General features: G+C 26.8%; 7 protein-coding genes. 2 read left to right on the forward strand and 5 right to left on the reverse strand.

The annotated features are described in order from the left end of the window. Window positions 1-141: 141 nt before the first annotated feature. The 4 genes from Q0K19_RS11510 to Q0K19_RS11530 form a co-directional block, all read right to left on the reverse strand. On the reverse strand, window positions 142-1761 hold the full coding sequence (locus tag Q0K19_RS11510; protein ID WP_297248075.1) for a peptide ABC transporter substrate-binding protein: 1620 nt from the start codon (window positions 1759-1761) through the stop codon (window positions 142-144). Window positions 1762-1855: 94 nt separating this feature from the next. Further along, window positions 1856-1993, reverse strand: a complete 138-nt coding sequence (locus Q0K19_RS11515; protein ID WP_297248077.1) for a hypothetical protein — start codon at window positions 1991-1993, stop codon at window positions 1856-1858. A 101-nt stretch (window positions 1994-2094) separates the two neighbouring features. Beyond that, on the reverse strand, window positions 2095-2859 hold the full coding sequence (locus Q0K19_RS11525) for an NAD(P)-dependent oxidoreductase (RefSeq protein WP_297248079.1): 765 nt from the start codon (window positions 2857-2859) through the stop codon (window positions 2095-2097). Window positions 2860-2949: 90 nt separating this feature from the next. Further along, window positions 2950-3978 (reverse strand): hypothetical protein, encoded by a 1029-nt coding sequence (locus tag Q0K19_RS11530; protein ID WP_297248081.1) that lies wholly within the window; start codon window positions 3976-3978, stop codon window positions 2950-2952. 187 nt (window positions 3979-4165) lie between these two features. Here Q0K19_RS11530 and Q0K19_RS11535 point away from each other — a divergent pair, with 187 nt between their 5' ends. Beyond that, complete coding sequence (locus Q0K19_RS11535; protein WP_297248082.1) at window positions 4166-4858, forward strand: tetratricopeptide repeat protein; 693 nt, start codon at window positions 4166-4168, stop codon at window positions 4856-4858. A 41-nt stretch (window positions 4859-4899) separates the two neighbouring features. After that, window positions 4900-6594 carry a DNA repair helicase XPB gene (locus tag Q0K19_RS11540; RefSeq protein ID WP_297248084.1) on the forward strand — a complete coding sequence of 565 codons (1695 nt, stop codon included), beginning with the start codon at window positions 4900-4902 and terminating at the stop codon, window positions 6592-6594. A 54-nt stretch (window positions 6595-6648) separates the two neighbouring features. On the opposite strand, the gene Q0K19_RS11545 is transcribed toward Q0K19_RS11540, so the two are convergent. Further along, the gene (locus tag Q0K19_RS11545; RefSeq protein ID WP_297248086.1) at window positions 6649-6906 is read right to left on the reverse strand and encodes a glucose PTS transporter subunit EIIB; all 258 of its coding nucleotides are present in this window, start codon (window positions 6904-6906) and stop codon (window positions 6649-6651) included. Window positions 6907-7237: the final 331 nt, after the last annotated feature.

A 7237-nucleotide genomic window follows, 5' to 3' on the forward strand; every position in this document is an offset into this window, starting at 1 on the left:
ATAATAAATATTATTAATATTTGAAAATCTTATATAAATAAATACAGTAAAACAATATATATTCCTACAAATTATAAAAAAATAGCTGACAACTTCTTTCGTAAGTTATCAGCTGCCATTTTATTATATCAATTAATAATATTAATTTTCATCTAAATAAGCATAGAAAAACTTGTGGAAGCCTAATGGATTATATACAACATCTTTTAATTTAGGATTAACAAGTAAAGGCTCTGTGAAGAAATAAAGAGGTATAGCTCCCATATCTTCTTCTATAAGTATTCTTTCTGCTTCATGCATAGCCTGCATTCTTATATTATTATCATCTGTAGACATAGCCTGTCCTATAAGCTCATTATATCTTTTATTGCTGTATCCGCCGTTGTTTTGAGTATTATAACTAGTAAACAAACTCATCATTGACATAGGATCAGAATAATCTGCAGACCAATAAAGTCTTCCTATCATAAAATTCTTTTCTAATAAAGTCTGACCAAGCAAAGCATTGTCTATTTGGGTAATAGTGGAATCTATATTAAGATGCTCTTTCCACATTTGCTGTACTGCTTCAAATATTTCTACATGGTTGCCTGGATCTGTTTTAAATTCTATAACAGGAAAACCTTCTCCATTAGGATATCCGGCATCAGCTAAAAGTTTCTTAGCCATTTCTACATTTTTAGCATATCCTTCTTTTGATATATCATAAAAATCACCGCCGTTAATTCTGAAATCACCATTAACATCATTAACAGCATAAGGCACCCAACCGCCTGCAGGTTTTTGTCCGCCTTTAGTAACCTGTTCTACTATATAATTTCTATCTATAGCAAGTGATAATGCCTTTCTTACTCTAGGATCTTTTAAATATTGATTAGTAACATTTATAGGATAGTAATATGTAGCTATAAGAGGCTTAATCTGTATCAAACCTTCATCTAAAAGTGTAGGTATATCCTGCTGAGGAGGTTCATAAGCCATGTGTAAAGAACCGTCTTTTATTCCAGCAACAGCAGCAGCTCCGTTTTGCATAAGTACAAATGTTATCTTTTCTGCAACTATTGTATCAGCATTCCAATAATTAGTATTTTTCACCATTACTATATTTTCATCTATATTTCTTTCAGACATAACATAAGGACCATTACCTATATAAGTTTCAGGGCTTAATGTCCATCTATCTCCATACTGCTCTATTATATCTTTTCTTAAAGGTGAGAATGTAGGGAAAGCAATTACTTCCAAGAAATATGCTGTAGGTGCTTCTAACTCTACAACTAATGTATGATCATCAATAGCTTTTATTCCTAATGCTTCAACAGGTAATTCTCCTCTTGTGATAGCCATAGCATTTTTTACAGGTTCATGCTGATAACTATATTCGCTTGCTACTTTAGGATCAACTTGTCTTTGCCAGCTATATACAAAATCCTCAGCAACAACAGGTTTTCCGTCTGACCAAGTAGAATTAGTTCTCAAGAAAAATGTATAAGTTTTTCCATCTTCACTAATATCCCAACTCTCAGCAACACCTGGAACAATTTTATTATTTCTATCTCTTACTGTTAATCCTTCAAATACATGAGATATATAAATTACACCGTATATTTGAGCATTCAAACTAGGGTCTATAGTTTTCGGTTCAACACTTAAATTTACGATTATACCTTGATCATTAGTATTTTCTTTTTTGGAGCAAGAAGCTGCAAATAAAAGTACAATGAAAATAATAAAAGATATAAAAATCTTTTGACTTTTCATAATAAACTCCATTAAAATTAAACTTAGTAAATTAATTTTATATAATTTTACAAACTTAGTCAATCAAAAAAAATAGAAAAAATTCTTAATAAAATTAAATATTTTTTATTTGATTTATACATTTTCCTGTATTTTTAAACTCAAAAATATTATCAATAGAAATACTTACAATATTAAGTAATGCTTCATCTGTATAAAATGCAAAATGCGGAGTTATTATAACATTATCCATTTTGAATAATTCTTCGATAATCTCATCTTTTAAAACTATATCTTTTATATCTTTATTAACATATTCTATTTCATTAGAATATACATCTAAAGCAGCTCCGCCTATCCGCCTATATGTCCGCTTTTTAAACCTTCAAGCAAATCTTTATTATTAACTATTCCTCCCCTGCTCACATTAATAATATATACACCTTTTTTCATTTTATTTATAGAATCTTTGCAAATCATATTTTCAGTTTCTTTACTGTATGGTATATGATATATTATGGCATCACTATTTTTATATAATTCATCTAAACAGACATACTCTGCATATTGTTTTATTTCTTCTTTTTCTGTTCTTGAGTATACAAATATATTTTTAGGAGAAAATCCTTTAAGATGTTTTACAGTCAAAGAACCTATTCTGCCTGTGCCTACAACTCCAATATTTAAATTTCTTATCTCTTTTGCAACAAGCCCTGTTCTTGTATAATTTCTGTTATAGCCATTTATAAGCAGATTATTATAATTCTTAACAAGAGAAAGCAAAGAAAGAATAGTAAACTCACTCACAGAATTAGGAGAATATGAAGGTACATTTGCTATTTTTATTCCTATTTTATTTGCATAATCTATATCTATATTATCATATCCAACTGATCTGGTACTCATATATTTCACGCCATATTCTTTTAATTTATCAAGAACTTTATCAGTAACAGCATCTCTTGCATTAAAAACTACAGAATCAAAACCTTTTGCATCTTTAACATTATCAATATTTAAATGATGTTTATGTAATGTGAATTTTGTATTATATTTTTTCTCCATTAATTTAAAAAATTCTGCCTCATCATCTAAAAAAGAATATACAACTATACTCATATATTTTTCCTTTACATATAAAAAATAATAATATAGAAAACTTATAGAAAAAGTCCGAATCAATAATATTAACTAATAATTTATTATAAATTAAGTTTGAAAGAAGAATACATATACTATGGCAATGAATACAAATATTATAATAGCACCAAGTCCAAACATAATCAATTTAAAAGTACTAACCTTAGAAAATATTCTTTCAAATAAACTTTTATCTTTCTCTTCTTTGGAAGGCTCTACATACAAATCTTTTTCAGGATTGAATAATTTTAATTTTATAGGTTCAATTTCTTCTATTAAGCAGCAATATCCGTCTATCAATTTTAATAAAATCTTAATAGATTTTTCTTCCACTGTCTTTTCTAAAACTTCAGCAGGAACTAAATATTTAGAATATTTATCTTTCTTTCCTTTAAGCTCAAAATATATTATATTTTCTTCTACTGTATTAGAATTTATAGTAACTATAACTTTATCACCTGGAGTTATATCATTTATAGATTTTCCTCCTATAGGATCAACTACAAATGAAGCATTAATAAGTTTATAAGTAGGAGGCTGAACTTCTTGAGTTTGTCCATTTTCAACATTAGCGGCATTTCCGGTATTTTGATATGCTGCATGCATAGAATCTGTAGCTTCCATTTCTTTATTTACATTCTCTATAGTTGTACGAACTGCATTAATATCTATAATACTGCTGTTTATATCAAATGTACCTATATGAAAATCCATAAATCTATTCATAGTGCTTGCAAATATATCAATAATGGAAATACTATTATTATTGCTTTGATATATTATAATATTATTTATATTTCTATCTTCATTAAATATATTTGAAATAAGTTCATTGAATTTATCAAAATATGAGTTTTTCTCATTGTTTAATTTATTGTAAATTTTAATATGTTTGTATAATTCCAATAAATCAGTGTAGGCATTTAAAAAAATTAAAAGTTTTTTATCATCTGATATAACAAATGCAATATCTATCAAACTGCTATTATATTTATCTATAAAGAAAACAAGATATATGTATTTGTTTAAATCACTATATTCAGCTAATATTTTAATAGCCAATACTTCATCATTTGGATTTATTTTTTGTTGTGACATAAATTATACCTATCATCAAAAATTCTAGGCGTTATTATATCATAAGTAATATAATAAACAATACCAAAACATCATCATATCAAAAAAATAATTATTAAAATAAATACTTGATTTTTTTATGTTTAATTATTATAATTGCTTATTCTAAATTAACATTTTTAACAAATAGATTTTTAAGAGGATTTTTATGTCTGAAAACACAAATAAATTTCAAAAAAATGCTGAATTAATATTTACATATATATATAACAATAGAATAATATTCATATCAGGATTCGTTTTAATAGTAGTAATAATAGCAGGAATTCTGCTTTATAGAGCAAATATAGAAAGCCAAGATGCTGCTAGTAATGTAGAGTTTGAATCAGCTTTGGCATTATATAATGTATATCAAAATGCCCAATTACCTCCGGAACAATTAAATGATCCTGCCCTAATAGTAGATATTACTTCAAGATTTCAAAAAGTATATAATGCTGCTAAAGGTAATAATCTTAAATTGAGAAGTGCTTATGCATTAGGCTGTGTTTATTATGATATAAATAATTACAAAGAAGCTGAAAAATACTATCAGGAAGTAGCAAATTCCAGAGGATTTTATTTACAGGAAACAGCAATGTATAATTTAGCTAATACTCAAATAGGTTTGACTAATTATACTCAGGCTGCATCTACTTTGGAAAACTTTATCAAAGCATATCCTAAAAGCTATTTGCTTCCTCAGGCAACTTTAACATTATCTGATGTTTATCTAGCACAAAATGACAGAACAAAAGCATTAAATACATTAAAATCTTGGACAACTAAAAATACAAATAATGTTGAATATCTTTCTTTATTTAGAGAAACTATTTCATTAATAGAAAATAATGTTTACTAATAAAATTATTATTATTAAATATTTCAAGTAAGGAAAAAAAATTGAATAAGAATGCTCCTCTCATAGTTCAGGGCGATGGTACTATTCTATTAGATGTAAGCACTAAACATTTTGAAGAAATTAGAAATTTCATGTTGGTATTTGCAGAATTGGTAAAAAGCCCAGAATATATACATACATATAGAATAACATTGGTGTCTTTGTGGAATGCTGCTAGTTTGAATTATACATCAGAGCAAATACTTAGTTTTTTGAAGAAGTATACATCTTATGAAATACCTAAAAATATAGTAAAGCAGATTGAAACTAGTATAGAAAAATACGGAAGAATAAAAATAATAAAAGAAGATGATAAATACTATCTTATAAGCGAAGACAAAAATATTATAGATGAAATTCTGCATTATAAATTGATGATTAAATATATAAAATCACAAATTAATCCTAATAAATTAGAAATAGATGCTACATACAGAGGACATATCAAACTTGCTCTTATAAATATAGGATACCCTGTTCAGGATTTAGCCGGATATAAAACAGGCGAAGAATATCATTTTCATATGAGAGATAAATTAGCATCAAGCGGAGATGATTTTGCTTTAAGAGATTATCAAAGAAATTCTGTAGATGCTTTCTATGCTGATGGAAAACCTGAAGGAGGTGCAGGAGTTATAGCTCTTCCATGCGGTACTGGTAAAACTGTTGTAGGAATTGCTGCAATGCATAAAACTCAAACAAAAACTCTTATAATAGTTACAGGTGTTACAGCCTGCCGTCAATGGAGAGATGAAATATTAGATAAAACAGATATTCCTCCTGAAGATATAGGCGAATATAATGGACTTAATAAAGAAATAAAGCCTATAACAATAGCCACATACAAAATACTTACATACAGAAAAAACAAAGAATCTCCATTCGTGCATTTTGAATTATTCTTCCAGCATAATTGGGGATTAATAATATACGATGAAGTGCATTTGCTTCCTGCCCCTATAATAAAACTTACTAGTGAAATTCAAAGTATGAGAAGATTGGGGCTTACTGCCACTTTAGTAAGAGAAGACGGACTTGAAAAAGATGTATTCTGTCTTATAGGGCCTAAAAAATTTGATATACCTTGGCGTGAATTGGAAGAAAAGAAATTCATAGCTGAGGCATACTGCTATGATATAAGAATACCATTAGATGATTCTCATAGATCTGATTATGTTGTATCCAGCGATAAAGTGAAATTTAGAATAGCAAGCGAAAATGTATTTAAATATACAATAGTGAAAAAAATCATAGAAAAGCTTGAAGGTAAAAATATCCTTATAATAGGTCAGTATTTAGATCAATTAAATGAGATGAAAAAAAGAACAGGATATACTATAATCACAGGAAAAACTCCTCAAAGTGAAAGAGATATAATATATAAAAAATTCAAAACTGGTGAAATAAAAATACTTATAGTAAGTAAAGTTGCAAACTTAGCTGTTGACTTGCCTGATGCTAATGTTTTAATACAGATTTCTGGAACTTTTGGTTCAAGACAGGAAGAAGCTCAAAGATTAGGAAGAGTTCTACGTCCTAAAAAAGGTGAAAACAAAAGCTACTTCTTTTCAATCATAACTACAGATACAAAAGAAGAAGATTTCGCTCATAAAAGACAATTATTTTTGACAGAACAAGGATATCATTACGAATTAGTAGATAAAGATTCATTTGAAGAATTGGAATTTAATAATTAAAAAAGTTTAACGAATAGAAATAATATATTCGTTAAACTTTATAAATGATAATTATTATAGAGTTGTTACTCCTAGTTTTGCCATTTCATCATAAACATCTTTAACGTTTTTACCTAAAACTACTTGGTATTGTCCTGAATTATAGAAAACACCTGTTACACCTTCTATTTTTTCAACTTCAGCGTCTTTAATTTGTTCTCTATTTTTTACAATGAATCTTAATCTTGTAGCACAAAAACTAAGAGATTCTATATTATCTTTTCCTACTTTTGATAATATATCTTCTGCTATTTTTTTATAATTTAGTTCCATATAAAACCTCTGTATATTTTAATATATTTTAGTTTAATAATTATATATCTTTTTAATATATTTACAATAAATATAAAAAATTACTTTATTAAAAAATTAAAAAATAAATCATTTAATCTAAAATCATAAATTAATATTTTGCTTATATCTTTTTTATTTTTAGTTTTTTGAAATCTACTGAATAATAATATTATACATCATCATCAACTTTTTCCAGCCGCAAAAAGTTGAATAAAATGCAAGTATAAAATTAATACTAAATAATACTAAAATTGTCTTACATGTAAAATAATTTATTACATTTAAGTTCAAATATAGCCTTTTTGCTTCT

The organism is uncultured Brachyspira sp. (genome assembly GCF_944393015.1).
Lineage (GTDB): Bacteria > Spirochaetota > Brachyspiria > Brachyspirales > Brachyspiraceae > Brachyspira.

Bases quoted from the DNA above. Each gene is read 5' to 3' on its own strand.
- Q0K19_RS11525 (WP_297248079.1), bottom strand. From the start codon at position 2,859: ATGAGTATAGTTGTATATTCTTTTTTAGATGATGAGGCAGAATTTTTT.
- Q0K19_RS11535 (WP_297248082.1), top strand. From the start codon at position 4,166: ATGTCTGAAAACACAAATAAATTTCAAAAAAATGCTGAATTAATATTT.
- Q0K19_RS11545 (WP_297248086.1), bottom strand. From the start codon at position 6,906: ATGGAACTAAATTATAAAAAAATAGCAGAAGATATATTATCAAAAGTA.
- Q0K19_RS11530 (WP_297248081.1), bottom strand. From the start codon at position 3,978: ATGTCACAACAAAAAATAAATCCAAATGATGAAGTATTGGCTATTAAA.
- Q0K19_RS11515 (WP_297248077.1), bottom strand. From the start codon at position 1,993: ATGGATAATGTTATAATAACTCCGCATTTTGCATTTTATACAGATGAA.
- Q0K19_RS11510 (WP_297248075.1), bottom strand. From the start codon at position 1,761: ATGAAAAGTCAAAAGATTTTTATATCTTTTATTATTTTCATTGTACTT.